Raw genomic sequence first — 23,993 nt, 5'->3', positions numbered from 1 at the left:
TTAAACACCTGGAACCACATAAACTTTCGCATACACATCGTATTTAGCTGCAAGTTGCTCCAGCTTTTTTTGTCTGTATTCTGTCATAGTAAAGAAATGAATGAGAGGTATTTTTCCGTTGTATTTGTTTTTGTAGTATAACGAAAATTCCCTATACCTGCTCATCTTTTCAGCGTTCACAATCATCATTTGCGTACGATCTATTTCAACAGCATTTAGTGTACCTTCTTCATCCCTGAACTTCACATCAGGAATAATTGGCTTCTTTTTATCATCTACTTTATAACGTATAGGTGTTTCTATCTGCCAGTCGTCGGGACAAAACAGATAGAGCCACGCTTCATTTCTCATTAAGCTGTGTGCTAGTCGACTATTTGGTACAATCTTCTCAGTATCATCGAACAGTTCACGGCCCTTTTTATTTAAGTAATACACGTATTCTTTTTGATACACTGCGTTATTTACATAAGGACTGAGGTCTTTTAAAATACGATTCGCGTTACGAATCCCTCCCATATCGTGCACCGCCATTAGATGCCTACGTGTTGCGAATTTCAGCTTTCTAATCGAGGTCAGAATCGTCATCTGACGGTTTATTTTGATATGTGTCTGGATGTTCATCTTTCGTCACCTCGTATTGTTTTAGATGTTTCCACATCAATTTATCGCTGATAAAAGGTACCTGTAGCTCCGTTAATCGATCAGTTTTATAAATAGCCCTACCAGGTAAGGACGGCAATGTTTCTAGCCCCGATTCATCAAGAACAACCTCAGATGCCTTATATGTTGGTAGCCGAAAACCTAACTTCGCATCGGACATCTGTTTTACTACTGATGGGATTGACGTAACGGTCGGATATTGTGTAGCCAGAATCAAACGAAATCCTAAGCCGCCCGATACAGTCGCTATATAACTAAGCATGTACTGACACTCTTCTCGAATTTTATTAATGGGACGTGGTAATCCTTTGGCCGGAGCAAGTACGGCACCCTCATCAACAATAACGAAGTACCGATCTTTTTCTTTTGTTTCAACAATATTTTTGTAACCATTTTCCTTCATGAATTTTCCACGCTCTTCGATTTTTTTCATTATTTGTTTTAGTACATGATGTGCTTTTTCTACAGAATCAGCCACTTCTTCCACCTGTTTTAAGCCGCTGAACTCGCTAAATTCCAATCCCTTTTCCTTTAAATCAATTAAATATACGTGAGCATTTTCAGGGTTCGCCTCAATCAGAGTAGTAAGTAGTACTTTCATAAATACTGTTTTCCCCATTCGTGTAAGACCACCTAGTACCATATGAGGAGTTTTATCAAAGTCATGATAAATTAACTTCTCGAGGCTTTGCCCCATCGGTACTTGCCATTCATCTTTTTTTACTAGCCCTTCATTCCAACACCACTTTTTTGGGATACGTTTACTGAATACCCGAATCATTATCTTGTAGTTATCGTATTTGATACGTACAGGCTTATTTAATCCTTCACTTACAACATCCTCAACCTTTTGTATTAATTTAGATGGCATCCCTAACGGAAGTTTATATACATAAGTCGTACTACGATCATCTTCTTTTCTTTCGAGAAAAACCGGATAATGTAATTTTTCATCCTTCCTAATTGCAATCCCACTTACTTCAAAGAATACTTGTATCTTCTTTCTATCATCCTCTTTACCTTTTAAACTATCATTTAGCAAAGCGTACCCGAGCGAAACTGCAGGTATTAATAACAATTCAAGCATAGGGGGTTCACTCCTTATATATCCTTAAAGGATATAGTTGCTCTTTACTGGAAGATTTACATACAAGTTGTTTTTCTTATATAACAAAGTGTCCCATGATTCTAGGTTCCATTCCTTCAAAGAAACACCATTAGCACATAACGTAGAAGATACAAAAACGAGCCGGTAAGAGTTGTATACATCGTCATACGTGGAAGCCACTGTGGTACACTCATCCCCATTTTCTCAGCTGCCTTCATCGCCACTACAGACAATCCTGTCGCTGTCCAAATTACTACAACTTCCCCAGCAAGTGTCATATCGAATCCCTCTTTCTTTTTAGTTGTAATCCTTTTGACGTGAGAATCGGTTGATACTGGTTAACCATTTCATCCCATTCAAGAATTTCTTCCTCTTCCCCGTATAGATCTTCCATAATATCGTTAGATAAGCTGTAGTAACCTCGGTACTCTTTGTTGTTAGATACCTCGTGTCTTTCCATATGTTTTAGAATAGAGTTTACTTCACCTTTACCCCTGGACTCTTTATACATGCTTCTCAGCTCTTTAGAAGGATACAGATACGGTGTGTCATTCAAGTAATCATATTGCCACCTCATCGTTCATCCCTCCACTGTTTACAGTCCTCTAAGTATGCATCAATCCTTTTTTGAATCCCTATTTCGTTATACGGACCATAAGAGTCTTCTTCTCCCAATAAGTCAACGATATCGACGTAGTTTGGATTTTTTAACATGCTGTGATTTGCGATGTGATTGTACACACATTGCACTTCATCATGATCATCAGCCTCTACGTACATGTTGTAAAGTGTTTGTGACGGATACAGTTGCATGCGATTTAAATACTTATATCCAGGTCTCATTGTTCCTCACCTTTCCCTTCTTGATGTCCTCATTTCCACTTGGTATTCCTCGTGGTCTTGATATAGGTATATGACCTGGAGAATTATTTTTGCACGTCCACACCAATTTTTTTCTTTCTAGCTTGTACTATTTATAAAGGAGTTTATTTTTGTATATAGAAAGTAAATCCTTGAGGTGAACGTATATGAAGTTTAAATGTAAACTCAAAGTAATCTTTGCAGAGCTTGATATTAAGCAGAGTGATTTTGCAAAACGTATTGGAGTTGACGATTCTACTCTTAGTGCAATTGTTCGTAACCGTACTAAACCTCGTTTTGATACGGCCTATCTAATTTGCAAAGAACTCGGTAGACCAATTGAGGAGATCTGGACCATCGAGGAGTAATTCCTCCCCCTCCAGCCTTAATAAGTTTTTATCTTTATTTTTCTTTTTACACTTGACTTTTGCTTTCGGCAGACAATCATGGGATGAGGGTACAGGACAACGGCTAGGGCAGAGAATGACTACCTTACAACGCTTCAAAAATAAAAAGCGTTGTAAAGTAGACGTTCTGTCAATCATGGTCTATCGGGTTAAGGAATCCGTATAGTAACACCCTGTTTAAACGCTGTAATCTCTTACACAGCTGACTTTTTACAGATAAAGCTTGTCCTATCTGCAGAAAGAACCAGGAAAAGAAATGCACTACTGGCGTATCCTTCATTACTCGTAACCTATAATTCTTTCATTATCAGCTGCTACCCGTGCCGTAACACGCCAAGCACCGCCGTACCGTTAATGGCCGTACTCGCCTAGACTCCTAACAACGCAAACAAGGAAACGTTATTCGTTAGGACGCTTAACTTTCTGACGTTGGCTTAGCTAACCTGTTCAAGTTTAACGAGTGTTAGGTCATTCCTCGTGTGGATCCCTCCTCTTAGTTACCTAAAAAAGACAATAGGAAACTAGACCTCGTGTATATCTATTTTTTCAAATAAGGATATTCACGAGGCTGGAGGTTGTCCGATATTTAGTTAAAGAAAGAGCCTATAGCACGTGAGCTATAAGCATATTAATAACGAATAAAACCGAAGCCACAGTATAAAAACCATAAAACCAAATACAATCAGATTTTGTTTCTAGACCAAAATAGTTATTAAGAGTTTTCATTTATGCCCCCTTTCAACCCAGAAAGTTCAACTAATTAAGTTAAATATATAACTCAATTAGTTGAACGTCAATAGGTAAACTAGAAAAGTTTACTATTTTTTATGTAATTGTGTTAGAATACGAGATAAGATGGTTGTGTATCGGAGGAGAATACATATGATATTTACATTGGGGCAAACACTACGTGAGATAGGTGTAACCAAAAACAAATTAGCTGTAGAAGCAAAAATCCGCCATAATACAATTAGTGATTTAGTAAACGGTAATGTTAGTTCTATACGTATAGATACATTACAAGCAATACTTGATACATTAAATAAGTTAGCTGCTGATCAAGGAATAGAAAAAGTTTATGGTATTAAAGATGTTATCAAACATGAAAAAGACGCATAATTAGCGTCTTTTTTACTTACAAATATTAGATGAATACTTAAATTTATGTTGTTATTTGATACAATAATCTTGCAATACACTATCATAGGAGGGGGAAAATGAGAAAAAAGTATTTCAATACATTAGGGGCAGTGTTTATCGGAATGTCTTTATTATTCGCGTCTGGCTGTACGCCACAAAATAACGAAGTAACTTCTCAAGCGGTAATTCAAAAGGATGAGGAACAAGCTACAAAGCAAGCGGAAAAAGAAGCTGAGAAACAAAGAAAGCAACAAGAAAAAGAACAAAAAACTCAGGAAAAAGAAAAAATAAAGGAAGAAAATAAAGAGAAAAAGTTTAATGTCAGCATCGAAAAAATTGTTAAAAAGACCATAGGAATAGATGATGTAGAGTCGGTTGAAGTAAATAAAAACTTCGATTTACCCGATCCAAATAATAAAGTGGTATTACTTAACTTAAAAAACGCTAACGATAAAGTGCTTACATGGAACGGGACTACCAATATATTAAAAAAGTTATCCAAAGAAAAAGAAATCCAGAAGGTTATTTTTGTATGGAAAGCTGAGCTAACAGATACATATGGAAACAAAAAGAGCGATCCTGTAATGAAAATGAACATAGACCGCGAGAGCTTAGACAAAATTAACTTTAAAAACTTTGATCATAATAATATCCCTAACGTCGTAAAAGATTATTGGGAACATCCTGCATATAACAAGTAGTTTAATGATGAAAGGGTGGAGTTATTTTGAGAAAGAAAAAATCCGTTTTATACGTTCGGAATGAATATTATGGAACAGAGAAAAAAGAAGATTTATTTAGTGAAGTATATGAAAAATACTTAGATGTAAAAGTAACAATCACTCGTAAAACAAAGAAAACTGACAATTAATTGAACATTTATCCACTTTGCGCATTAATAATTTATTAATTTTGGAAGTTGCAAGAAACGTACTTTAGTAGAGTGGAAGTAGCATAACGAAAAAGGCCGCCCATAGGACGGCTCTTATTTTTGTTAATCAAACTATTCTTTTGTAATAAATCTCTTCATTTTTAAACATTAAACATATACCCATAAAATTATCTATAAAGCCATCCTTTATAAGTAGCGATATAGCCTCCTAGAAAATCATGGGGTTGAACATCTACTCGTGGTAATACCCCTTTATAACCATTTTCATCCTCATACTCAAGTTCAATGGGTACATCACTACGGTTTTCATAGTATCTTGTAACTGTAACCTTTCTCATATCTGCTGGTGCCTTCTCTATATGCTGTTCAGAAGCTGAAATAGCATTATTTAACTGTACCTCTGATTTTTCAGCAGCAGCCACACCGCTTGCTCCTAATAATAAAATTCCAGTTGCAAGCACACTTGTTCCAAGTTTCTTAAACATACATATCCCTCGCTTCAGTTTAATAGACTTACACGTTAAAATTAACAGTTATATACTAAATTGTAAATTAAAACAATTATTTATACATAAAAAAAGTAAATATTCAGTAAATTTAAAGGTGACTCTTAATTTAATACTTCATATACACATAGGTTTCATTTGCTGTTTATCCTTATAAAAAATGTTAAATTTATATTGCTATATTACACCTAATGATACATAGTTAAATTAATAGCACATTTAGTTACTTATTAAGGGGGGGCTATTAAATGTTTTTAAGTGATAAAGACCTAATGTTCCTTGCGCAAAATACCGACTTGATTAAACCCTACATCCCAGAAAATTGCGAAGGTGCAACTATCAATTTAACTTTAAATAATCATGTAAAAGTCTATGAGTCACAAGATCCTATAATATTAGGTGCTGAAGTTCCTATAGAATTTTATAAAGAAGTTGATATTAGAACTGAGGAATTCTATTTGAAACCCAACCAATCCATATTAGTCCAAACAAATGAATATTTTAAAATTCCGACAAATATGGCGGCTCAAATTTTAGAACGGTACAGTGTCAAATTACTTGGTTTTATGATTAGTCCAGCTAGTTACATGAATCCAGGATATGAAGGAAGATTAAGTTTTTTAGCTATAAATCATTCTTCAGTTCCTATACGACTAACACCTGGAATTAAATTTTGTCAATTAGCACTAATCAAGTTAACTTCTGAAGCTCTAAAACCTTATAATAAGCAAAGTAATACTGTTTATTATCAATCTGAAAATGTAAATACATCTAAATTGCACCTTGACAGTGAAATTCAAAGCTTCCTTACAGATAGAGGAGTAAGTAATGTATCTCTTGAAACTGCTAAAGAACTTGGGGATCACTTAATGTCTCATATAAACGAGGCGGCTAAAGAAATAGCTGACATGTTACGTAAGGAGTATAATAGTTTAAAAAATGAATAACTTGCGAGCTATTGTACAAAGGCATGTGGAAGAAGAAACCTTGCGCCAATATTTAGATGTAAATTACTCGACTACTTCAGCTGAAGAAAAATTAAGAATCCTAGACTTTGCAAGAGAAATGATTGAATCCAAAGTGCAACAAATTTTGGATATCTTTCTAACAGAAGTCACTGAAAATTCTCCTGAACGAAAAAAAGCCAAGAAGCTACATTGAAGTGCACCCCAATTGTTAGACACAGTCTAACAATTGGAGGTGCATTTTTTATGGCTAAATTTTCTTCAAAAGAAAAAATCCAAGCGGTGAAACGATATTTAGATGGTACAGAAAGTGGAAAAACAATTGCTAAATCTATAGGAGTTAACCCTAGCGTACTTCGTGAGTGGATTAGACGATATGAGTCTTCAGGTGAAAAGGCCTTTGAAAAGTGCTATACATTCTACCCAGCCCAGTATAAACTAGATGTACTTTATTATATGAATGAACACGGGACATCTATCAGAGAAACAGCGGCACTTTTCAATATACCGTCTTATGAAACACTTCGGAAATGGAAAATAGCTTATGAAACAGGAGGATTGGATGCCCTACAATCAAAGAAAAGGGGCGTCCAACCATGAAAGATAAAAAAATAAAACCAGTAGATGAAGGATCAATCGAAGCCTTACAAGCGGAAAATGAGCGTTTACGTATGGAAAATTCATATTTAAAAAAGTTGAATGCCTTAGTTCAAAACAAAGAAAAATCCCAAACAAGACAAAGCGCAAGTAATCTACGAGTTAAGGCATGAATTTCCTATCAAGGAGTTACTTCAACTCGCAAACATTCCACGTAGTACGTACTATTACTGGATGAAACATTTTAATCGTCCTGATCCAAATGCGGAGGTAAAAGAACTGATTCAAGCTATTTATAATGAACACGATGGGTGTTATGGTTATCGTCGTATTCGTGATGAACTTATGAATCGTGGACACAAAGTAAATCATAAAAAAGTGTATCGTCTTATGAAAGAATTAGGGTTAAAATGTCTGGTTCGTATGAAAAAATATCGCTCTTACAAAGGGACAGTTGGGAAAATTGCACCAAATATTTTAAATCGCAACTTCCAAGCTGAAAAACCAAATGAAAAGTGGGTTACAGATATTACGGAGTTTAAGTTATTTGGGGAGAAGTTATACCTATCACCAATGTTGGATTTATTTAATGGTGAAATTATCACGTATACAATTGGTTCAAGACCGACCTATTCCCTTGTTTCAACGATGTTGGACCAAGCCCTTTATTGTGTAACCGATCCGGATAAACTCCTCATTCACTCTGATCAAGGTTGGCACTATCAAATGAAACAATACCGTCATTCTCTTAAGAATTGTGGCATAACTCAAAGTATGTCTCGCAAAGGAAACTGTTATGACAATGCCGTTATTGAAAATTTCTTCGGTATCATGAAATCGGAATTTCTGTATCGAAAAGAATTTGAAAGTATAACACATTTCAAACAAGAGTTAGCAAAGTATATAGAATACTATAATCATAAAAGAATTAAGGCAAAATTAAAGGGTATGAGCCCAGTACAATACCGGGCTCATACCCTAGAGGCTGCCTAATGAAACGACCTGTCTAACTTTCGGGGGTCACTTCACATATTTTCACGGCTATTTTAACAATCATCGCAAGCACAGGACTTGCTCATGCTGTTAATTTAGAAAACATGGGGTATATTACCGTATGTGCACTTGTCCTTTTAGCTGCACAATTATATCCGATTTTCAAGGATTAACAGGAGGATCATCATGAGAACATTCAAACACTTTAAAGGTGCTATTTACAAAATGATATGCACTGCACAGCACTCAGAAACAAATGAAACACTAGTCATATATCAAAATGAGTCTGGTACTATTTTTGCGAGACCTTATGAGATGTTTTTCGAAACAATTGAACGTGATGGAAAGGTAATTAAACGATTTACAGAAATAGAAACAAAAGACGATTCTAAATAGGAATCGTCTTTTGTTTTTCTCTCTTTTATTTACTTCACATACACATAGGCTCCATTTGCTGTTATATAGTATGTTTTACCTTTGCTATCGTGTATTGGATACTTTAATTTAAATACTGAATTTAAGTTTAATGAATTAATAAGTATAAATTAAAGAAGCCGCTCAACAGGACGGCTCTTATTTTTGATTAAACTATTCTTTTATTAAATTCAATTTATACTTGATAAACTTCGCAATACCATCCTTTATAATCTCTAAAATACCATGTGATAGCACCTAATTTATTACGGTCGTCAACAGGTTCGCATTGCAGATAGAAAATACCATCCGCTTCATAAACCAAGTTACCCTTCACTTTGAATTCAGCGAGTTTATCCATAATTTCTTGAGCTAAATTAACTCCTAATCCGCCTGATTTCATTGTCCATTTCATATTATTACCTCCACCGTTATATGCGTTTTGGACTCTTTCAATAAAGCTATCCCAACGTCCTTCTGCTAACATGCGATGAGGACAATACTTCCCGCTCCATGATTGGTGTGTGCAAACTTTACTAATTGGAATATTGTACTGTTTCATGAGTTGGGCTACAACGATAGCTGCATTATCTTCTGCTTTATAATATCGATCTCCACCACTTAAAGAGTAACAGATTTCAACTCCAATAGATTTACGATTTCCGTTACCACCACCATCACCGCAATGCCAAGCATTACGCTCTAAAGAAATTCCTTGTACAGCTTCTTTATCATCTACCCCAATATGAAACGATACTTGGTTATCATTGCGAATCATATAAGATACTTCATTTGCTGCTGTAGCATCGTTATAAGTATTGTGGACAGTAATGAATTCTGGATTCATCGTATAGGGGCATTTTGTACCATATTTACTTGGGTCAACTAAATTTTTTCTAATTTCCATTACTCAACATCTCCTTTTAGTGTAAGCTATTTTTTTCTAATACATCTTTTTGTTGTAATCCTTTGTTGCTCAAATAGTTGTTCTTCCAAGCCATATACAAAGTAAATGCTCCTGTAATTACGGCTACTAAATCGTTTGTAATTTTGTCATCAATCGTTTGGTATCCAATCAGATTTAAGACACTATTAATCACAGCAATTACTAATACGACATAACGACTAATTGAAGCTGCATCAAAGTTCCCCATGCTCTCACCCCCTCTCATTTAAAGAAATTTAAAATATTAAATAATAAAAGGACTGCCAATGACAGTCCTGAAATCCACATAGATATATGTGCTTTTTTGTTACTTTCCAACTTTTCTTGCGCTAGTTTTAAGTCTCGTATTTCTCGATCACGGAACTTGAACATTTCATCAACTTCAGTCCTTTGCATATAATTTTTTTGATTGTAGTCTAGCTTTTCCTCGATTCGTTTAACTGCGGCGTTCATCGTCTGAAGATGCACTTCTAATTTCGCAATACGTTCGTACTCTTTTTGCTCCACCGCCATCACCCCTTTTTAGACAATAAAAAAAGACCAGCTTATAACTGCTGCTCCGGTTTCTCGTTTATTAATTTTTGAACTATATCTTTCAGCTCAGCTATATTGGTTTCGAGCGTTTCAATCCTTCTTTTTGATTGTGCGCTTTCTTCTTTCAATAATTTATATTCATCGTAAAACTGTTGGAAAGCTGCGATAAAAAGAGAAACAGTATTATATAAATTAATGGCCTTTTTCTCTTTATCTGTAAATACATCGTCCGTATCATCTGCAATCATACCGAAATAAGTTTCGATATCTTTCGTTGTATATGGTTCTGTTTGTTCTTCCGGCTTGTTCACACGCATTTGATACAGATCATACATATCGTCCTTGAAGTTGTACTGTTTGATAACTAAACTCATGATTTTATCAAGAGCTGAGAAAGGAATATCTTTTATATTTTCTTTCATATTTCTAGCTGATGTAGGATTAAATGCTTTCGCCCACATTTGCCCAACAGCACTAATATCTTCATTCGCTCGTAGCGTTCTTAATTCTATATCTTTCCATCCTTGCCCCATCATACCTTTAATCTGTAGTCCGTTGTTATAACCTTGTACAATACTTGATCTTATCATTGCATTACCCATGATTAAATCATGATCAGTGGCGCCATTGATGAAGGTTATATTGTAGTCACTACCTTTCCTTTTAAACGTAAACTGTCCTGGGTTATTTTTAAAAATATGCGGTTCCGTTGTGGTCACAAAGAAGTAGCCGTATCCTGGGGCCCATCCTTCAGATTCAAAAATAATATCATTCAAGTTTTTAAAACGAAATTGCCCATCTGCATATAAGCTCAGATGACCACCATCATTTTGCATATTAATAAATGATGACCATATATTACTACCTTCTGCATTTTCTCCTTTAGAAACTCCAAATGTTGCAAACGCTTTTGAAGGTTGATCGACTCCATTAATCCGTGGCATGACTTGATAAATATAAAATGATCCTGTACCAGCGTATTTTCTATTATCAGAACCAAGTACTAATGAGGGTTGAATACTTCCATCATTGGTTTCCATAAATCCTATATAACCACGTGGCTTATCTAAATCGAAAATCTTCATGTCTTGCTTATTTATTTCAACAAATCTGTTTCCACTCGTTTTAAGTGTTACTCCTTCTAAAACTTTTCCTTTGATATGATTCGCTGTAATAAAACCTACTAAGTTAATCCTATTCGCATTCAAAGTAATGTTTTCTTTACTCATATTGAATGCTGCAATTACATCGTTTTCTTTTACAGATATACTAACGCCTTTTTCCGTTAACTGAAGACGCGTTTCCATATCTCTTACATAAGAATCTTTTGCAAATTGTCCATCAGCTTGCGTCTTCGTATATACCTCTGTCTTTTTCGCTGCGGCATTGATGCCCTGTTCATTAATAATGAAACGGTTATCAATTAAAGTCATCTTCTGGTTAAATTGTTCAGTTGCAAGCTTGTTGGCTAATTCATCTAATAAATCTTGTTTATTCTGATTAACTGTTTGCTTCAACTCTGGAATCTTAAACCCAGCAACATAATCCTCTACTTGTTTAAGCTCAACTTTACCTTCAAGTGCTTTCGCAGTATTTTCCCATCCAGCTTTCGCCTCTTGTAATTGTTTCCCATGTTCTGTCTGCGTATTTTGTATTAAAGAGACATTTTGTTTAATGGAAGTTGCATCTTTTTCTACAGTAGCAACACGCTTATCAAATCCACTTTGATTATTTTCTACTTTTGTTATTGTTTCTTTAATACCATCTACACTTTTTGTAATTTCATTGGTTTTCTTGGTGAATTCATCGGTTGTTACCTGCTCTTCAGGCGGTGGCGTCCAATCCTGCGGCTTATTTCCTTTATACAAGGCAACCCATTCCACAATAGATTTCGTAGTACTACTCGGATAGTTATATAAGCTTAACTTTCGTTCATTTCCACTTGTAGCCGCAACAGCTTTGAAGGTTAAATAAGTTATTCCATTACCATAAACACTTGTTGCATATCCAACATTGCTAGACCCGCCATTCTGCCAAATTCCAAATTTCTGACCTTGCGTTACACTCCCTTTAATTACAAAGGTATATTCCTCACCTGTAGAGAAATTTTCAGTAGAATTGTAATGGTTGATTAAATAATCGGTCTTCTCATATTTAACATTTGATTTTAATAAAAGGTTACGTCCACCAGCTTTATCGTTATTAACTTTCTTTTCTACACTCTCTAACTTCTCACTAATCCGACCAGCCTTTTCTGTAATTTCAGTTGTGGTTTTCTTTAGATCATTAGTTGTTTGCTGCACCTCAGAGATTTTCTTTATTGTGCCTTCGGAATTCTCTACTACTGTATTTAGTTTCTCAGTGATTTCACCATCTTTTTTTGTTAATGCTTCAATAGATTTATTGAACCCTTCGTTAGTTTGCTGCAAGCTAGTAACTTTTTTATCTATTTCACCTTGAGAGTTTTGTACATTTTTAATGGTTAGAGAAACTTCTTGAAGATTTTCTGTTACTTCCATGAATTGTCCATTTGTCTCTTTTTGCGCATCTTCTACTTTTTTATCTAATTCTTCTTTTGTGGACTGAATATCCCTATTAACCTGTTCAAGTGTTTCTTTTTTGACAGACTCTACATCGGGTACAACAGATTCCCAAGCTGTACCTGTCCATATTTTTAAGATACCAGGCTTACCATTATTAATATCACGCCAAAGCGTTTTATAAGGTTTAAGTCCTGTTGTTGGTGGGTTCTTAGCTTCAATTATTTCTACTGTGTTATTTTTAAGATTCTCTTGAACTTTTTCAGCCAATGTTTTCGCTGCTTCGGATTCTTTCTTAGCATTACTAGCTGTTTCATTTGCATCTTTCACTAATTGATCTAACTGATCAATCAGCTCTTGCTTACTTCCTAGTGAACTAAGAATACGATTGTATATCTTTCGTAGTTCTTCGTTTGGATCAGTAATTTCACGATAATCACCAAACACATATTTATCTTGCGAAGGATCAGTATATGATTCATCACCAGCGATTACCCTCGCTTCAAGGTATAACTTAGGTGTGAAGCCTGTATCTTTGATTCGGATTGTATCGCCCTCATTAATTAGTTCATGTGCTAGTCCGAAAATACGTCCAATCGATTGCGCTTCTACTTCATAAGAAACTGAAGAATTGACACGTTTTTTTAATTCCGTCTTCATCAAAGTCAGTAATCGTTGTGGTGTCATATTTTGATCTTCTGTTTCTGGAGTGTAGAAACCAAATTTATGTTTACCATGTGCATTCCAGCGTTGAAAGGCATCACTATCTGTAATATAAAGAAGTCCGTTATTGATGCTCTCAACCGTTATAAGTTCGTCACCTTCACCTCGTACAAAGCCGACTAAGGCGGTACAAATATCCCTGGAATGTTCAATGCGTCTAACGCCAACTAAGTCTTTTCCCAGGGTTATTTCCTTCCCTGTTTCTCTCCCTCGTTTATTTATCATATCAACGTACCATCCAGTAATTCGAGAACCGAATACTTCAACACGATATTGTATTTCCAACTCAAACAAAGCTGCAATTTTCTTAAAAAAAGTGAGGGGATCGATGAATTCATCAATAGTCATCGTGTGGAATGAAGAATAATCCGTTATTCCACGTTGCCATTTTGAATCTGTAAGAGCAATATCAATAAACGTATTAACTGTTTCGCTCTCTATACGTTGAGGTTTAATAATCCCATCTTTCGCTATTTGAACCCAGGCACCAGACGAGTGTACAGTTAATGATCTATCATTTGAATCTTTTTCTACTTCATTGTTAATAACATACGGAACAATTCGACCATCTCGTACTTCCTTTAAAACCAAGTTCTGCTGTTGTAATGTAATTGCATGTGGAGTGCCGTCAAAAGTTTTGAACTCTAGCATATCAATGTTATTCTTGATTTCCCAATGACGTTTATCTTCCCAGTAGTCCTTTGGTTGAATAGCGGATAGAATTTGATCTGTTTTGAAATCAACAACATGAAGTAATCCGCTTGGTGTTCTCATCGAAATCGCTCCCTATATTTAACTTTTGCTGTTCCAATATCAGATGGCATAATTTCGAGTATATTAGCACCTTTATGAATAACAGGAAAATTACTGAAAAACTCTTTTATGTTAATCGCGTTTTTCCCTTCAATACTGACATGACTACTTTCTGTATCAATCACGACCTTATCACCGACATCAACTATATAAGGCGGTGTGTTATTTGTATTTAAATTCACTTTCCAAAACTTTAAATCACTAACTGACATTGCTTCTACTGGCGGTACATCTTGCCACTGCATGATACTAATCTGTATTTGAGCTGCTTTTTCCATATGCTTGTTGTCTTTATCAGTCCATCTCGCAAAGCGCTCTGAATCATCCTTTTCTGTCCCTGGAAGGAATTTTGAAATATACGCTTCCCATACATTTCCGGTCCTAGCTATCCACAATCGACCAAAATACTGATTCCATGTATTCGGGTAATCGCCACTCTCATAGATCAAACCTGTTTTCCCCGGCTTGTTATCATATCCAATTACCATCGTTCCAAAATTTTGCTCAGCTTGCCAATAAAGATCGTTCATAGCAATTTTCGAAAGAACTTTGCTGTTTTCATCGAGTATCGCTATCTCAACCCTTCCCATTTCGTTAATCTTTTTACTCTTACATGTAACATAGGCTTGCATAATAAAATCTTGTACTGGGCCACCAGGGATACTTTTTTTAACAGTTGCACCGTGCCATCCTTTTCCCGTTCCAGTCCCAAAATCAGAACAATAAAATTGATATTTATCTGATTTCATTTCACCAACCGGTTCCCCATCTTCCATTGAGCTGACTTTACTCCATCCGACGGTAGTGGCCATTTCATCCCATACTATACGTTGATTCCTTTCTACAGGCTTTTCCACAGTTTTTAGTGGCATACCGATACGAAAATAATCTCGATCACTTAAGGATCCTCCGCCGAACCATACATCTAAAAAAGTATTTGGCTTTGTAATATCAATTTCAATGATAGGGTTAGAATGAACCGTTCCTTTATTTTGGATATTAGCAACTAACCCATTAACGTCTTTTTTAAATTCAACGGTTTGCTCTTTTCCTAACTTATACGGCATTGGACATATTAGTGTAATAGTTGCTTGATGAATATTAGATTTTTCTAAAGTCTCCGCCACAGATTCTTTAACCCCGTAATACACAATATCTGGTTCGTCTGTGAAGGTAATTTTTACAGGTTCGTCTGTATCTAATAAACCATTTAATTCATCTATCCGTTTCCTTAGTTCAAAAAGAGAGACTCCCTTAAGAGAGAAATCTACTTCTAATACTCTCTTGGGAGTCCTTTTACTTAAAAAATATGAACCTGGGCGGTGAGGTACCGTTAACTCATTAATTTCGTCACTTAAAATTCCGCGACCTCTTATATCGTTAACCATAAAAAATCCTTTTTCGTATTTTTGCTCGAAATATTCTTCTAAATTAATCCCATTAAAAACTAACAATCTACCGCCCTCCTTTAAAATACTTCTTTCCGTTTTTTCACAGCTTCTTGCTCTCCAGTAATATCATCAACGAACCTATTAAACTCTTGTCTACCAAGCTGTATATTAATATACGCGGGTTGTCTTTCACTAGCTGTAGAATTTGAAGCAGTTCCGGCATCCGTATTTCCTGAGCTTGCTTGTGGTTTAGCTGTCTGGTACGCACCAAGTCCTCTTGGCATTCCGTATACAGTCTCTACTTGTAGAGCTTCAGGTTTCATCCATTCAGTCATTTGTTCGGTTGTTCTTTGTACAGCACCTTTCATAGCATCTATACCATTAATCCAACCTTTCATCATATTGACACCGATGAAATCCCTGAACCAACGACTCGGTGAGTGGATCGATAACAGACCTGAAATTTTATCTTTAATTCCATTTCCGATGTCCGTAATTTTATCCCAAATCGCCCCAGCCATTGAGCTTATTCCGTTTAAAAGTCCCTGCATCATATTTTTTCCTATGCTTCCTAAATCGATTCCGCTTAGGAATGACTTTACATTGCCGAAAATTTGAGTCACTGTGTTATAGATAGCATTTAAGATACTAGATGTCGCTGACTTAGCCGCATTCCAAATTGAAGAAATGATGCTACCTACTGCGTTCATAACAGATGAAATGACTGAACCTATACCTGAAAAAATTGAACTTACTAGAGAACCTACCGCTGATAAAACACTAGAAAAAATAGATTTCACTAAATTTAACCCACCAGTCACGACCGCAGAAATTAAATTTATCGCCCCTTGGATGATATTTCCGATTAATGACATCACACTCGACGTAATGCCTTTCACCGCGTTCCACGCTCCACTCCAATCTCCTTTTAAAACTGAAGTAAAAAGCTTTATTATGTTGGTGATTATCCCAATAGCAGAGGTTATTACGCCCATAATAGCGGGGAAAACCGCCTGGACAATCGACAAAATAAATTGAATCGCCGGGATCACTACGCCTTTTATTATTGTTGCTAGACCTTCAAGTATCGCAGTGGCTACAGGAATCGCCGCTTGAATTATAGAAACTATTACCGGGAAAACCGCCTGGACTATTTGCAAAATTAAAGGAATAACCGTAGTCGCTATGATAGAGATTACCTGGCCTAATAATTGAATAATCGGAATCGCAACGGAAATCGCAGCAGCAATAATCCCAGCTATTACTGGGAAGACCGCTTGTACTGCCTGGAGAATAATCGGAATCACTGACGTCGCTATGATTGATAAAACTTCTCCAAACCCTTGAATCAGCATTCCTGCTATGCTAAACGCCGCCTGGATCACTTGTAATATAATAGGGAATGCCGTTTGAAAAGCTTGAGCGAATATTGGTAAAACCGTAGTTGCTAGCTCAGTAAAAATTTGAGCTACTTGTTGTATAGCCTCCGTTATCACTGGCATAATTTCTATTGTCGTATCAGCAAACATCTGAATTAATTCATTAATCATAGGCATTACTTCTTGTATTACTTGCCCAAAAAGTTTAAATAAATCAGACGCTAAAGGTACTACGGCTTGGATTGTTTCTCCAAACAAACGGAATAAATCGAGTGCTATCGGTACTACAGCTTGTACTACTTCACTAAACAAACTAGCTATTGTAGAACCTAACTCACCAAAGGCCGCGCCTAGCTCAGAAAGCGCAGGTCCAAGTGTGGCGAAGCTTTCTGCTATAACTTGTCCGGTTTTCGCAAATTCAGGAGCAAGTGGTGCAAATGCTTGTGTAATCCCTTGAGCTATCGACTGAACAACCGGCAAAATCGCAGACATCACAGAACTAAAAATTGATTGTATAGACTGCCAAGCCGACATAAAAGCAGACTTCACTTGATCATTTGTATTTATCAATTTAAATATCGTAGCACCTAAAGAAGCTACAATAGCGATTACCCATCCTACGGGGCCTGAAACACCTAAAAACGATAAACCTAAACGTACAATTAATGGTGTTAAAGTGGCTATCGTATTTCCTATTGAGGAGAAAGACATTTTAATAAAATCAATTACTGGAGAAAGAGCTGATCCAATTCCAGCAAATGCTGAACCAAGTCCTGATATTGCTGAACTAAACGCACCACTTATCCCCTGACCAAATTCACTAAATTTTGATTTTATTACAGTTAACGAAACCTCTACTGCTGTTGCAAAACCAGAAAACACTTGACCCGCTTTAATTAACCCTGCCTCTAATGCTGCGCCTATTGCTGTACCCATTGCTGAAAATTTTTCCGGTATTGTCCCAAGATAAGAACCTAAAGAATCAATAGCAGATTTCATAGCTTCAACCGCCGCTACTGTCCCACTTTTTATAGATTCCCACGCACTGTTAACGGCATTTCGAAAAGTCTCGTTATGTTTGTAAAGTTGAACTAGCGCTACCCCCACTAAGCTTAGAATTGCAATCGTTGCTCCGATTGGTCCTGTTAGAAACACAAAAGCTGCACGCAGTGCTATCATGGCATTTCTAGCAATAAAAGCTACAGCTGAACTTTTACTTATATAATTAGCTAATTTACCAAATAGAATCATGGTTGTACCTACAGCATTTGTTACCATGCCAATTACCGTTGCTACAACTAAAAAAGCCGTAGTAAATGCTACTACGGAAGCAACCACCGTCTGCACAGGGGCTGGTAATTTCATAAACGCGTTTGCCAAGGTTTCAACTACTCCAGCTACCGCCATTAATGCGGGAGCTAATGCATCAGTAAATGCACGTGCTGCAGCATCAAGAGAGGATTCCATTTTCGTCAGTGCTCCGGCCCATCCTTCAAGCATGGAGTCCGCAGCTTTTTTAGAAGCACCGTCCGAGTTCACTAAGGACTGCGTTAAAGCATCAATCTTTTCAGGTCCTGCTGCTACAAGTGCCATCATACCTGATACAGCTTCTGTACCAAATATTGTCGCTAACGCCGCACCTTTTTGTGCACTTGTCATACCTTCCATTCCTGATTTCAACTCACCAATAATTTGAGACAATGGTTTCATATTACCTTGTTGATCCGTAATAGATACGCCAAGTCGTTTTAACTCATTCGCCGCTGCTTTTGGCGGTTTAACTAAACGTAGTAAAGATGCACGTAATGCTGTACCAGCGGTCTCCCCTTTAATACCGCTATTTGACATAATACCAACAGAAGCCGCTAGCTCTTCCATCGATATGCCTAATTGAGATGCAGGACCCGCCGCATATTTAAAAGCGTATTGCATATCTCCTATCCCTGCAGCTGTTGCGTTTGCGGCTGTTGCTAGAACATCAGCAACATGTGTACTTTGACTTGCCTCCATACCAAATGAGTTTAAAGCTGACGTAATCGTATCAGCAACCATTCCCAGGTCTTCGCCTGATGCAGCCGCTGCACTCAACACACCAGGTAATGCGGACGTTGCTTGAGCCGAATCGAAACCTTTCGCGCCCATTTCAGCAAAAGCCGCTGCTACCTGCCCTGTTGAATACACAGAATTCTTTGCCATATCAAGAATCGCTTTCTTTACTTGACCGTAGTCACCTGCAGTTAAAACTGCCGCTTTACGAGTTTGTGATTCAAATTCTCGTGACTTTTGAATCATACTCCCTAAAGCAAAAGCCGACGCTGCAGCTGCAGGACCAAATGCATTTTGCATTGTTTGCCCTGTTTGCTGTACACGTCGGCCCATTTCAATTGCTTGATTACCTACTTCTTGAAATCTAGCACGCCACCCTGAATAATCAGGAGGCGGTGGTGCTGGTGGCGCTGGCGGTAATGGTGGAGGTGACGGCGGTTGCGGTGCTGGTGGGATAGGAGGTGGTCTACTAATCTGCTGAAAAAATGTATTCCATGCTTGTGTCGCTTGACCTAACTTACCTACTAAGTCTGAAATATTCGCCACCAATTCTACCGTTACACGAGTTTTACTCATTTACCTCACCTACCCTTCCTCTTCTTGTATTTGACTTCTAATCATCGATTCTATTTGATCAAAGAACGATTCGTTTCTTTGAATTTTTTCAACTACTTCTTTCCGTTCATTTGCTTGTTTTTCAATATCACGAACACTTTCTGGACGTGTATATATATCCGCTAATGACTTGATTTTGTCACTTTGAGCATTCCGATTAAACAAAGCTTGTACACTTGCAAACTCGTACTTATCAAGTAGTTGTTCTTTATATCCGTTCAACATAAGGTGATATTCCTTGAGACTAATACGCCAAGATTGCAAGGTGGTCATATTAAAAAAACGAAAACACTCACCTTGCAATTCATCAATATTTATGCGTACAGGTTCTCGAACGATTTCTGTTGTTCCGCTGTCATTGTCCCTAGAAGTTTCTTCACTGTCTTCTGGAAGAAAAAACTATTTAGCACAACTGCTTTGTTGTACTTTAGAATTTCATCAAGGTCTAGTTTTTCTGCATTAAACATATTTTCAATCTCTTTCTGTACAGCTTCATACGTGATTCCCTCATTTGTATGAATCAGTGCATAATAGACCACATCTGTGAAATTAGTAATTCCGCCTTGCATAGTTTGGGAAACGAATTGCATTGGCCCACCGTTTTCATCTAATAATCTCAGTGCTTGTAAACAGAACTTCAGTTCTTGTTCTTTACCATTAATTACGAAACGCGTATATGATTTTTCAGCCATAATAATTACCTCCAATTTTTTGTTCAAAATAAAAAAGCGTTTATATGAACGCTTATTCAAATCTCGATTATTTATTTTCCAGGAATTCATCCACTGCTTTACCAAGCAAACTAATCATTGCTTCTCTCTTTTGCTTTGGTGTTGTATTATCTTGCATTTCATTAAAGATAGGAAGTACACTTTCTAATTTCTGTTTATCGATGCGTTCATTTACAAGGTCTTGTCCTAGCATTGAAATAAATGTACCAATTGCAACCGCTTGTTCTTGTTTATCTAGTTTCATTTATCTCACTCCCTTTTACTACGCGACCTTGGATTGAATCAGCTGTATGTTCCACAATAGATTCCGCTACAACTCTTCCATCTAATGAAACCCCAACTTTACAATCCATCCCTACCGATTTACTATCGTTAATCTTCTTAATTATTTCAGATTGTTTATTTATTAGTTGAACATGAGTTATATCAGCTTTCGTCGCTAATGCTTCCTCTAACATACTAACCTTTCGACTTAATCCTTCTACACTTGCTGAAACACAATTTAACGTTTGAATTAAACCTTCATTATCTCTTTGTAGATCGTTAATTCTTTTTTCAAAATCAGCAATTATTTCTGTTATAGATTCCAACTCTCATCCTCCTCCAAACATCCTTATTCAGTTCCTGGTGTAGCTACATCACCAGAAGGCGCGCCTTCTGGTACTTTATTAAGCGTCCCTTTAGAAATTTTACCATTTAATTTTAAGCCAATAGAATACTTTGAGTACTCCTCATTTTCATGAGAAAGTTCCAAACTATTCAACATGTATGTTCCTGATTTAACTTTAAACTCAGAAGCGGTTGCACTACGTAGGTTAACTTCATGAATTCTTACTAAAACTTTATTAAGAATTGCTTCTTCTACATAATCAAGTCCCTCGTCACCTTCAGTACAAATCCCTTCAATACTAGCTGATTGTGTTACGTCACCGTAATCAGATCCACTCTTATCTTTTGTTTTCAACTCAATTTCTCCAGCCTCAATTGATCGTGAACCTGACGTTTGGTTAAAAAATCGAACTGTTTTTGTAGTTTTCCCATCAGGTTGCGGAATGTCAATCAAGTAAAGTGTTTCGGCACCTTTAAACTCAGGTGCATTACTCTTTTTCACTTCTGCCATTTTTAGTCCCCCTCTAATTTCTGATTGTTATAGTAATAAAACTCAAATGTTTCGCTGTTAAAATCTCAACGTCTTTTTGAGACAGTGGTTCAAAATTCTTTACTTCTGCATTAAAAAAACCGATTCGTTCTGGGTTATTTTTACTTGTATCGTACAAGTCAATTGAACCCTTTTCGAATCGGTTAATTATTCTATCTTGCAAATCGTTCCTATCAAAAATTTTATCTGCATACACACCTACTTGTATCAGATGATTACGTGAGAAATTCTCCTTTGAATACCTGCTAATTGTTCCAGACAAATCCTCAATGGTAATGAAGGGTTTGTCTTTTCCTGATACAGAAACACCATCGTATATCCATGTAGTAGGCGCAAAAACATCCAGCAACTTTTTTAATGAATACATTACATCATTCAACATAACTTATCACCACTCACCGTTTGCTACTTTTTTAACTACACCTTCTAAGTTTTTCACCAATAAGGGTTCACCATCAAACGCGGCTTTTCTTAAAAAGCCTTTCTTTGTTTTGTGGGTGTACTCTTGTACTGCTGCATAAATAAGTGGAGATCCATAAGACCACCCAGCGGCTACACCCGCTATAGGAGAAACACTAGCTGTAATACTAGCTGCTAATGCCCCGGAATCCACCGGTGCTCTTTGTGAGGCATCATTTGCCTGTAGCATCGCATGCTTTTCTACCGTTTGGCTAATCGGTTTTTTATATTTCGCTGGGTTAACGCCTTTTAATACGTCATCCTTACCACGTATCTTTACAGTAATACGCATCAAATCACCCTCTTTACAATTACCTCACGACGGTTTACTCCACCAAGCCCTCGTTCATCGATAAGTTCGATAACGTAAAAAACACCTTTACGTTCAATTTTTCCAATGTTCTCTAAGTCCACATTAAGAGGAAATGTAACAAGTGCCTCTCCCTTTTTAACATCGAGATCAGCAAACTTCGTCTTTTCCACTGACGTGAATTTCTTCCAAACTAATTGAACGTTTTCTTTTCGAGGTTCACCTTGCATCTCTTCTCCTGTAATTGGATCCTTTTCAGAAACCCCTTTAATGTATAAAATCACAGGTTCTCTACGTCCCTGCTCAATCATTTCACGATTTTCGCGAATCTCATTAATATCATCTTCAGTAAGCAATTGCTACACCTCCTCGCTTATCAAGTAGTTCAACCGTGAAGAACATTGTGGATGTGGGCTTATTAATTGATTCATAAGGCTTTCAGGAATATTTTTCGGATACTTCCCAGCTCCTAAACCGTACGCATCGCGTCTCGCTAGCTTGTAACACATGTGCTTTGAATGATATCTGTGACGGTGACCATTATCGATAATTTGATAACCTGTCACAATTTCACTTTCTAACCCATTCTGTATAGTAGCTGCTCGATACGTGTTAGTACTCTCAGAAATTGCTACGCGCTCAACCTTCCATCTCTCATTGTCGTGTACTTCTTTTATCTTTTGAGAAATCATTGTAATGCTCTCGCCCCTTAATACAGATGGACGAATGACACTACTTAATCGATCTCTCATATCTCCAGATAAATTCCATACACGATCAGACAGAACTAAGCCATCTTCACCAGGTCTTTTTATAACCCCTTGAATAATTTGCTTATTTACTGCGGTTATAGATTTCACGTCCAAACCTGCTTCTGATAATTTTGATGTGGTCCATTTCGACGTATTTTCAATCAATGTATGGAATGACCGCTCTGCTTGTTTACGAAATTCTTTTTCGTATAAAGTAAGGTCTCGCAATAACGCATTTAACCTACTACGCTTTACGATTCCATCCTTTTGATAGTCATTCAATAAATCAACTAAAAACAAACGTATTAGGATAATGGCCTTTACAGTATCAGAAACTTGTTTTTCGTGCTCCTCTTTAAATTCTTCGGAAATGGTATCGAGCGCCGCATCTATCTCTTGTTGAGAATCGTTCATGTAATCATCTCCCATCTGCCCGTTTAGCAAATGTTTGGTGAGTACCTTTTCCCCGTCGATACTTCCTGTACTTTTTAAGCGCGTCCGTTGATAACTTCTTATAGTTTGCAAAGATCATCGATTTATCAACCGATTCTTCACCATCTGTATAAGAAAAATAGCGCGCTGCGTCTGCCGCAATCGATTCATAAGCAAATGACAGGGCAAGATAAAAAACAGCATTTGCGTTTAACTCTTCGGTTAATTCTGACTCAGTTTCGGCTTCAGCTAGCCAATTTCCGATGTCTTCCGGAGTTACTTTTGGAACTTTTGCTAACCGACTCTCCAGCCTTTCCGACACCTTCATTTGGCGTCACCTCCGTCACTGTATTTTGTTAAGGCGTCATGATTCCTGCAGCTTTTAACTTTGCGATAAGGGCGTTTAAGTCTTTCACTACACCCGCTACGTCAGTCGCTGTACTATCAGGTTGTTTATCAACCTTTTTGGGTATTAGAGCTACTTTTTCTTCAAGACCTTTAATAATAGTGCCAAGCGATGTGTCTTTCGCAATCGGCATCGATTTATTTAACCGTTGAGCTTGATTTTCAGAAATAGACATTGATAACACTCCTTTCAAAATGAAAAAAAGGTAGCATAG

31 protein-coding genes and 1 pseudogene are annotated in these 23,993 nt (G+C 36.9%); 8 read left to right on the top strand and 24 right to left on the bottom strand.

All coding sequences use genetic code 11. The features are described from left to right. The 5 genes from AXW78_RS09330 to AXW78_RS09310 form a co-directional block, all read right to left on the bottom strand. Positions 1 to 621, bottom strand: a complete 621-nt coding sequence (locus tag AXW78_RS09330; RefSeq protein WP_081113933.1) for a replication-relaxation family protein — start codon at positions 619 to 621, stop codon at positions 1 to 3. Beyond that, a complete protein-coding gene (locus AXW78_RS09325) occupies positions 563 to 1,747 on the bottom strand; it encodes an FtsK/SpoIIIE domain-containing protein (RefSeq protein ID WP_061884063.1) in 1,185 nt (394 codons plus the stop codon). Before AXW78_RS09325 ends, AXW78_RS09330 begins: the two co-directional genes overlap by 59 nt. A 116-nt stretch (positions 1,748 to 1,863) precedes the next feature. Next, positions 1,864 to 2,046 carry a hypothetical protein gene (locus AXW78_RS09320; RefSeq protein ID WP_042597843.1) on the bottom strand — a complete coding sequence of 61 codons (183 nt, stop codon included), beginning with the start codon at positions 2,044 to 2,046 and terminating at the stop codon, positions 1,864 to 1,866. After that, positions 2,043 to 2,345, bottom strand: a complete 303-nt coding sequence (locus tag AXW78_RS09315; RefSeq protein ID WP_001267618.1) for a hypothetical protein — start codon at positions 2,343 to 2,345, stop codon at positions 2,043 to 2,045. Before AXW78_RS09315 ends, AXW78_RS09320 begins: the two co-directional genes overlap by 4 nt. Then, positions 2,342 to 2,611, bottom strand: a complete 270-nt coding sequence (locus AXW78_RS09310; protein ID WP_033699018.1) for a hypothetical protein — start codon at positions 2,609 to 2,611, stop codon at positions 2,342 to 2,344. Before AXW78_RS09310 ends, AXW78_RS09315 begins: the two co-directional genes overlap by 4 nt. Positions 2,612 to 2,796: 185 nt before the next feature. On the opposite strand from AXW78_RS09310, the gene AXW78_RS09305 reads away from it, so the two are divergent. Then, positions 2,797 to 2,997: a helix-turn-helix transcriptional regulator gene (locus AXW78_RS09305; RefSeq protein WP_061884062.1), complete on the top strand. Its 201-nt coding sequence runs from the start codon at positions 2,797 to 2,799 to the stop codon at positions 2,995 to 2,997. Positions 2,998 to 3,639: 642 nt separating this feature from the next. Here AXW78_RS09305 and AXW78_RS33790 read toward each other — a convergent pair. Beyond that, positions 3,640 to 3,762, bottom strand: a complete 123-nt coding sequence (locus AXW78_RS33790; RefSeq protein WP_129542594.1) for a DUF3961 domain-containing protein — start codon at positions 3,760 to 3,762, stop codon at positions 3,640 to 3,642. A gap of 156 nt (positions 3,763 to 3,918) precedes the next feature. Between AXW78_RS33790 and AXW78_RS09300 the strand changes: the two genes are divergently transcribed. The 3 genes from AXW78_RS09300 (at position 3,919) to AXW78_RS34345 (ending at position 5,047) form a co-directional block, all read left to right on the top strand. Continuing rightward, complete coding sequence (locus AXW78_RS09300; protein WP_000578036.1) at positions 3,919 to 4,155, top strand: helix-turn-helix domain-containing protein; 237 nt, start codon at positions 3,919 to 3,921, stop codon at positions 4,153 to 4,155. Between the two features lie 98 nt (positions 4,156 to 4,253). After that, positions 4,254 to 4,877 (top strand): hypothetical protein, encoded by a 624-nt coding sequence (locus AXW78_RS09295; RefSeq protein ID WP_061884061.1) that lies wholly within the window; start codon positions 4,254 to 4,256, stop codon positions 4,875 to 4,877. Between the two features lie 26 nt (positions 4,878 to 4,903). Continuing rightward, the gene (locus AXW78_RS34345) at positions 4,904 to 5,047 is read left to right on the top strand and encodes a hypothetical protein (RefSeq protein ID WP_165375025.1); all 144 of its coding nucleotides are present in this window, start codon (positions 4,904 to 4,906) and stop codon (positions 5,045 to 5,047) included. Between the two features lie 188 nt (positions 5,048 to 5,235). Here the strand turns inward: AXW78_RS34345 and AXW78_RS09290 are convergent, their stop codons facing one another. After that, on the bottom strand, positions 5,236 to 5,553 hold the full coding sequence (locus AXW78_RS09290; RefSeq protein WP_061884060.1) for a hypothetical protein: 318 nt from the start codon (positions 5,551 to 5,553) through the stop codon (positions 5,236 to 5,238). Between the two features lie 269 nt (positions 5,554 to 5,822). On the opposite strand from AXW78_RS09290, the gene dcd reads away from it, so the two are divergent. The 4 genes and pseudogenes from dcd (at position 5,823) to AXW78_RS09265 (ending at position 8,525) form a co-directional block, all read left to right on the top strand. Further along, positions 5,823 to 6,521: a dCTP deaminase gene (gene dcd, locus AXW78_RS09285; RefSeq protein WP_061884059.1), complete on the top strand. Its 699-nt coding sequence runs from the start codon at positions 5,823 to 5,825 to the stop codon at positions 6,519 to 6,521. Further along, positions 6,514 to 6,735 carry a hypothetical protein gene (locus AXW78_RS09280; protein WP_061884058.1) on the top strand — a complete coding sequence of 74 codons (222 nt, stop codon included), beginning with the start codon at positions 6,514 to 6,516 and terminating at the stop codon, positions 6,733 to 6,735. Before dcd ends, AXW78_RS09280 begins: the two co-directional genes overlap by 8 nt. A 50-nt stretch (positions 6,736 to 6,785) precedes the next feature. Then, positions 6,786 to 8,129, top strand: a pseudogene (locus tag AXW78_RS31970) (IS3-like element ISBth10 family transposase). 186 nt (positions 8,130 to 8,315) lie between these two features. Next, on the top strand, positions 8,316 to 8,525 hold the full coding sequence (locus AXW78_RS09265; RefSeq protein ID WP_061884057.1) for a DUF1653 domain-containing protein: 210 nt from the start codon (positions 8,316 to 8,318) through the stop codon (positions 8,523 to 8,525). 214 nt (positions 8,526 to 8,739) lie between these two features. Here AXW78_RS09265 and AXW78_RS09260 read toward each other — a convergent pair whose 3' ends face one another. The 17 genes from AXW78_RS09260 to AXW78_RS09180 form a co-directional block, all read right to left on the bottom strand. Further along, a complete protein-coding gene (locus AXW78_RS09260; protein WP_061884056.1) occupies positions 8,740 to 9,450 on the bottom strand; it encodes a peptidoglycan recognition protein family protein in 711 nt (236 codons plus the stop codon). A 16-nt stretch (positions 9,451 to 9,466) separates the two neighbouring features. Beyond that, positions 9,467 to 9,697, bottom strand: a complete 231-nt coding sequence (locus AXW78_RS09255) for a phage holin (protein ID WP_061884055.1) — start codon at positions 9,695 to 9,697, stop codon at positions 9,467 to 9,469. Between the two features lie 14 nt (positions 9,698 to 9,711). After that, positions 9,712 to 10,002: a hypothetical protein gene (locus AXW78_RS09250; protein WP_231122442.1), complete on the bottom strand. Its 291-nt coding sequence runs from the start codon at positions 10,000 to 10,002 to the stop codon at positions 9,712 to 9,714. Positions 10,003 to 10,034: 32 nt separating this feature from the next. Continuing rightward, a complete protein-coding gene (locus tag AXW78_RS09245; protein WP_061884053.1) occupies positions 10,035 to 14,060 on the bottom strand; it encodes a phage tail spike protein in 4,026 nt (1,341 codons plus the stop codon). Continuing rightward, positions 14,057 to 15,553, bottom strand: coding sequence for a distal tail protein Dit (locus AXW78_RS09240; RefSeq protein ID WP_061884052.1), 1,497 nt, complete (start codon positions 15,551 to 15,553; stop codon positions 14,057 to 14,059). Before AXW78_RS09240 ends, AXW78_RS09245 begins: the two co-directional genes overlap by 4 nt. 14 nt (positions 15,554 to 15,567) lie before the next feature. After that, positions 15,568 to 19,464, bottom strand: coding sequence for a phage tail tape measure protein (locus tag AXW78_RS09235; RefSeq protein ID WP_061884839.1), 3,897 nt, complete (start codon positions 19,462 to 19,464; stop codon positions 15,568 to 15,570). A 36-nt stretch (positions 19,465 to 19,500) separates the two neighbouring features. Next, positions 19,501 to 19,755 (bottom strand): hypothetical protein, encoded by a 255-nt coding sequence (locus tag AXW78_RS09230; protein WP_000931847.1) that lies wholly within the window; start codon positions 19,753 to 19,755, stop codon positions 19,501 to 19,503. Between the two features lie 89 nt (positions 19,756 to 19,844). Then, positions 19,845 to 20,222 (bottom strand): tail assembly chaperone, encoded by a 378-nt coding sequence (locus tag AXW78_RS09225; RefSeq protein ID WP_000818630.1) that lies wholly within the window; start codon positions 20,220 to 20,222, stop codon positions 19,845 to 19,847. Positions 20,223 to 20,289: 67 nt separating this feature from the next. Then, positions 20,290 to 20,505, bottom strand: coding sequence for a hypothetical protein (locus AXW78_RS09220; protein ID WP_000762691.1), 216 nt, complete (start codon positions 20,503 to 20,505; stop codon positions 20,290 to 20,292). Continuing rightward, complete coding sequence (locus AXW78_RS09215) at positions 20,492 to 20,851, bottom strand: hypothetical protein (RefSeq protein WP_050821850.1); 360 nt, start codon at positions 20,849 to 20,851, stop codon at positions 20,492 to 20,494. The genes AXW78_RS09220 and AXW78_RS09215 overlap by 14 nt, the downstream gene beginning before the upstream one ends. A gap of 23 nt (positions 20,852 to 20,874) precedes the next feature. After that, positions 20,875 to 21,381: a phage major tail protein, TP901-1 family gene (locus AXW78_RS09210; protein WP_000852562.1), complete on the bottom strand. Its 507-nt coding sequence runs from the start codon at positions 21,379 to 21,381 to the stop codon at positions 20,875 to 20,877. 13 nt (positions 21,382 to 21,394) lie between these two features. After that, positions 21,395 to 21,802, bottom strand: coding sequence for a hypothetical protein (locus AXW78_RS09205; protein ID WP_061884051.1), 408 nt, complete (start codon positions 21,800 to 21,802; stop codon positions 21,395 to 21,397). A 6-nt stretch (positions 21,803 to 21,808) separates the two neighbouring features. Continuing rightward, entirely contained in the window at positions 21,809 to 22,171 is a 363-nt protein-coding gene (locus tag AXW78_RS09200) for a hypothetical protein (protein ID WP_042597815.1), read from the bottom strand. Then, a complete protein-coding gene (locus AXW78_RS09195) occupies positions 22,171 to 22,545 on the bottom strand; it encodes a hypothetical protein (protein ID WP_061884050.1) in 375 nt (124 codons plus the stop codon). The genes AXW78_RS09200 and AXW78_RS09195 overlap by 1 nt, the downstream gene beginning before the upstream one ends. Positions 22,546 to 22,548: 3 nt before the next feature. Continuing rightward, a complete protein-coding gene (locus tag AXW78_RS09190; RefSeq protein WP_061884049.1) occupies positions 22,549 to 23,355 on the bottom strand; it encodes a hypothetical protein in 807 nt (268 codons plus the stop codon). Positions 23,356 to 23,359: 4 nt separating this feature from the next. Next, complete coding sequence (locus tag AXW78_RS09185) at positions 23,360 to 23,701, bottom strand: hypothetical protein (protein WP_061884048.1); 342 nt, start codon at positions 23,699 to 23,701, stop codon at positions 23,360 to 23,362. Between the two features lie 28 nt (positions 23,702 to 23,729). Further along, positions 23,730 to 23,954: a head fiber protein gene (locus AXW78_RS09180; protein WP_061884047.1), complete on the bottom strand. Its 225-nt coding sequence runs from the start codon at positions 23,952 to 23,954 to the stop codon at positions 23,730 to 23,732. Positions 23,955 to 23,993 lie beyond the last annotated feature (39 nt).

The organism is Bacillus thuringiensis (assembly GCF_001595725.1).
Taxonomy (GTDB): Bacteria; Bacillota; Bacilli; order Bacillales; family Bacillaceae_G; genus Bacillus_A; species Bacillus_A thuringiensis_K.
The sequence above is the reverse complement of the archived record's forward strand: the minus strand, read 5'-3'. Positions and strand labels throughout refer to the sequence as shown.

Bases quoted from the DNA above. Each gene is read 5' to 3' on its own strand.
- AXW78_RS09205 (WP_061884051.1), bottom strand. From the start codon at position 21,802: ATGTTGAATGATGTAATGTATTCATTAAAAAAGTTGCTGGATGTTTTT.
- AXW78_RS09220 (WP_000762691.1), bottom strand. From the start codon at position 20,505: ATGAAACTAGATAAACAAGAACAAGCGGTTGCAATTGGTACATTTATT.
- AXW78_RS09250 (WP_231122442.1), bottom strand. From the start codon at position 10,002: ATGGCGGTGGAGCAAAAAGAGTACGAACGTATTGCGAAATTAGAAGTG.
- AXW78_RS09245 (WP_061884053.1), bottom strand. From the start codon at position 14,060: ATGAGAACACCAAGCGGATTACTTCATGTTGTTGATTTCAAAACAGAT.
- AXW78_RS09260 (WP_061884056.1), bottom strand. From the start codon at position 9,450: ATGGAAATTAGAAAAAATTTAGTTGACCCAAGTAAATATGGTACAAAA.
- dcd (WP_061884059.1), top strand. From the start codon at position 5,823: ATGTTTTTAAGTGATAAAGACCTAATGTTCCTTGCGCAAAATACCGAC.
- AXW78_RS09320 (WP_042597843.1), bottom strand. From the start codon at position 2,046: ATGACACTTGCTGGGGAAGTTGTAGTAATTTGGACAGCGACAGGATTG.
- AXW78_RS09225 (WP_000818630.1), bottom strand. From the start codon at position 20,222: ATGGCTGAAAAATCATATACGCGTTTCGTAATTAATGGTAAAGAACAA.
- AXW78_RS09180 (WP_061884047.1), bottom strand. From the start codon at position 23,954: ATGTCTATTTCTGAAAATCAAGCTCAACGGTTAAATAAATCGATGCCG.
- AXW78_RS09255 (WP_061884055.1), bottom strand. From the start codon at position 9,697: ATGGGGAACTTTGATGCAGCTTCAATTAGTCGTTATGTCGTATTAGTA.
- AXW78_RS09185 (WP_061884048.1), bottom strand. From the start codon at position 23,701: ATGAAGGTGTCGGAAAGGCTGGAGAGTCGGTTAGCAAAAGTTCCAAAA.
- AXW78_RS09325 (WP_061884063.1), bottom strand. From the start codon at position 1,747: ATGCTTGAATTGTTATTAATACCTGCAGTTTCGCTCGGGTACGCTTTG.
- AXW78_RS09290 (WP_061884060.1), bottom strand. From the start codon at position 5,553: ATGTTTAAGAAACTTGGAACAAGTGTGCTTGCAACTGGAATTTTATTA.
- AXW78_RS33790 (WP_129542594.1), bottom strand. From the start codon at position 3,762: ATGAAAACTCTTAATAACTATTTTGGTCTAGAAACAAAATCTGATTGT.
- AXW78_RS09210 (WP_000852562.1), bottom strand. From the start codon at position 21,381: ATGGCAGAAGTGAAAAAGAGTAATGCACCTGAGTTTAAAGGTGCCGAA.
- AXW78_RS09265 (WP_061884057.1), top strand. From the start codon at position 8,316: ATGAGAACATTCAAACACTTTAAAGGTGCTATTTACAAAATGATATGC.
- AXW78_RS09230 (WP_000931847.1), bottom strand. From the start codon at position 19,755: ATGTTGAACGGATATAAAGAACAACTACTTGATAAGTACGAGTTTGCA.
- AXW78_RS09310 (WP_033699018.1), bottom strand. From the start codon at position 2,611: ATGAGACCTGGATATAAGTATTTAAATCGCATGCAACTGTATCCGTCA.
- AXW78_RS09295 (WP_061884061.1), top strand. From the start codon at position 4,254: ATGAGAAAAAAGTATTTCAATACATTAGGGGCAGTGTTTATCGGAATG.
- AXW78_RS09200 (WP_042597815.1), bottom strand. From the start codon at position 22,171: ATGCGTATTACTGTAAAGATACGTGGTAAGGATGACGTATTAAAAGGC.
- AXW78_RS09330 (WP_081113933.1), bottom strand. From the start codon at position 621: ATGAACATCCAGACACATATCAAAATAAACCGTCAGATGACGATTCTG.
- AXW78_RS09305 (WP_061884062.1), top strand. From the start codon at position 2,797: ATGAAGTTTAAATGTAAACTCAAAGTAATCTTTGCAGAGCTTGATATT.
- AXW78_RS09300 (WP_000578036.1), top strand. From the start codon at position 3,919: ATGATATTTACATTGGGGCAAACACTACGTGAGATAGGTGTAACCAAA.
- AXW78_RS09315 (WP_001267618.1), bottom strand. From the start codon at position 2,345: ATGAGGTGGCAATATGATTACTTGAATGACACACCGTATCTGTATCCT.
- AXW78_RS09190 (WP_061884049.1), bottom strand. From the start codon at position 23,355: ATGAACGATTCTCAACAAGAGATAGATGCGGCGCTCGATACCATTTCC.
- AXW78_RS09280 (WP_061884058.1), top strand. From the start codon at position 6,514: ATGAATAACTTGCGAGCTATTGTACAAAGGCATGTGGAAGAAGAAACC.